Below are 2,133 nucleotides of genomic sequence, written 5' to 3' on the forward strand. Positions count from 1 at the left end.
CGTGCAGGGAGCGGATGAGGTCGATGCCGTTGCCATCGGGCAGGCCGACATCGACCAGCGTCATGGCGAAGGGTTGGTCGACGAGCAGGGCCTTGGCCTGCGCGATCGACCCGGCGAAAAACAGCTCCTCCTGAGCGTAGCCAAGGCCCCTCAGGATCGAGCGCAACCGCACCTGCATCATCGGCTCGTCCTCGACGACAAGCAGCGGGCTCGGCAGCAGTGCTTCCGATGGCAGGTCGATGGCGGGATGTTCCTTGGACGACATGAACCTCGACGCGAATGGCGGCTTTCACCTGTAGCAGCCGGGCGGAAAATACCCAACCGATCGTACCCAGTCTGCCATGGATCGGTTGCCGCCGACATAGCTGGGATCAGGTAGAGCGAGCCGGGTATGGCCGTTTGTAACAGCGCCCGTGCGGGAGGCGCTTTTCGTGACATCCAACGGTTGCCTCCAAGCCCGATCCTGCTGCAATCGGAGGAGAGACAATGCGTCAACATCTGCTGAACGGTTGGCTCGTGGCAGCCCTGGTCGCGACGACCTGCCTGCTCGGCGTGACCGCTTACGCGGAGGTGAAGGAAGACATCTCGCGCGTCGCCTGCACGCATGGAGGACAGGCTCCCGGCGAGCGGGGCGCACGGTGTGATACCTGTGCCGCCGCGCGATGCGATGTGCGCGCATCAGGAGCCTGAGCGGCAGCCGTCAGGGGACCGCATGAGCGGCAATCCGCCAGCCAAAACGGCGCTTGCATCCGGGCACGATCCGCGCAGCCGAGATAGAATTTCCGATCAGACAAGCCGGATGTTGCGTGCGGGGCTGAATCCCTTGCCGCGCAAGGGTTTCAGACGCGGGCGCCGTCGAATTTTTCGCGCGCCGCCTTGACGCGCATGGTGTTGGCGCGCGCCCATTCGCTCAGTGCGCTGACGGGGATCAGCAGCTCGTGGCCGAGCTCGGTCAGCTCATAATCGACGCGCGGCGGAATGGTTGGAAACACGGTGCGGGTGACGAAGCCGTCACGCTCCAGCCCGCGCAAGGTGGTGGTCAGCATCTTCTGCGAGATGCCGCCGACGGCTGCGCGCAATTCGTTGAAACGCAGCGGTCCGTCGCCCAGCTTGCCGACGACCAGAACGGTCCATTTGTCGCCGACGCGCTGCAGGATTTCCGAGATGGCGCGGCAGTCTTCGGAGCGGTGTGGGTGCCTCGGTAACAAAAAAGTGCCTTCTTGTGCATCGCGTTTGCAGTATCTCATATAGCGCAGGTATCCAAATGATACCAGTACTTCGTGCAAGGAGAGCCCTTATGTCCAAACCCAAAATTGCCATCGTCGTCGGATCGACGCGCGCCGCTCGTTTCGCCGATGTGCCAACCCAATGGATCGCCAAGATCGCCAAGTCGCATGCCGACATCGATGTCGAGATCGTCGACCTTCGCGACTTCCCGCTGCCGTTCTTCGACGAAGTCGCATCCTCCGCATGGGCGCCGTCGCAGAACGAAGTGGCACAGCGCTGGCAGAAGAAGGTCGCCGAATTCGACGGCTTCATCTTCACCGCCGCCGAATACAATCATGGCCCGACGGCGGTGCTGAAGAATGCCATCGACTACGCCGCCAACGAATGGAACAAGAAGCCGGCCGGCTTCGTCGGCTATGGCAGCGTCGGTGGCGCTCGCGCCGTCGAACAGCTCCGCCTTCATGCCGTCGAATTGCAGATGGCGCCGGTCAAGTCGGCCGTCCATATCGCCTGGGGCGATTTCCTCGCCGTCCGCCAGGGCGAGAAGAAGCTGGAAGACCTCGAGCATCTGAACCAGGCCGCCACGGCGCTGGTCAACGACGTTGCCTGGTGGGCCAAGGTGCTCAAGGCAGCGCGTCAGGCCGACGCCGTCGCCGAGGAAGTCAAGGCGGCCTGACCGCCGGTTCGAATTATCCTCCCAAGGATCCGGGGCGGCGCTTGCGCCGCCCTTTTTCAATTATAGCGGCTCAAACCGAAAGCTGGCGCCGGATCGGACGACGCGGCCGATACCGGGCGAATCCAGATGCGCGCCGGCGACGAAACATGATCGTCGGCAGCAAGCGCCAGCAACCGCAACCCGCTTTCGCGCGCCTGGTCCTGATCGGCATCGAATTCCCACGTCACCTC

4 protein-coding genes are annotated in these 2,133 nt (G+C 63.3%); 2 read left to right on the plus strand and 2 right to left on the minus strand.

Annotated elements, in window-relative coordinates:
- Positions 1–265 (minus strand): response regulator (locus EN994_RS28435; protein WP_164746281.1); only part of this gene is annotated, 265 nt, incomplete at its 3' end.
- Positions 266–486: 221 nt separating this feature from the next.
- Here EN994_RS28435 and EN994_RS28440 point away from each other — a divergent pair.
- Positions 487–690 (plus strand): hypothetical protein, encoded by a 204-nt coding sequence (locus EN994_RS28440; protein WP_013530050.1) that lies wholly within the window; start codon positions 487–489, stop codon positions 688–690.
- 149 nt (positions 691–839) lie between these two features.
- Here the strand turns inward: EN994_RS28440 and EN994_RS28445 are convergent, their stop codons facing one another.
- The gene (locus EN994_RS28445) at positions 840–1,208 is read right to left on the minus strand and encodes a helix-turn-helix domain-containing protein (protein ID WP_024504168.1); all 369 of its coding nucleotides are present in this window, start codon (positions 1,206–1,208) and stop codon (positions 840–842) included.
- Between the two features lie 89 nt (positions 1,209–1,297).
- Here EN994_RS28445 and EN994_RS28450 point away from each other — a divergent pair, with 89 nt between their 5' ends.
- Positions 1,298–1,903, plus strand: a complete 606-nt coding sequence (locus EN994_RS28450) for an NADPH-dependent FMN reductase (RefSeq protein WP_013530052.1) — start codon at positions 1,298–1,300, stop codon at positions 1,901–1,903.
- The last annotated feature ends 230 nt before the right edge of the window (positions 1,904–2,133 follow it).

The sequence above is a fragment of the Mesorhizobium sp. M7A.F.Ca.CA.002.09.1.1 genome (assembly GCF_003998555.1).
GTDB lineage: Bacteria > Pseudomonadota > Alphaproteobacteria > Rhizobiales > Rhizobiaceae > Mesorhizobium > Mesorhizobium ciceri.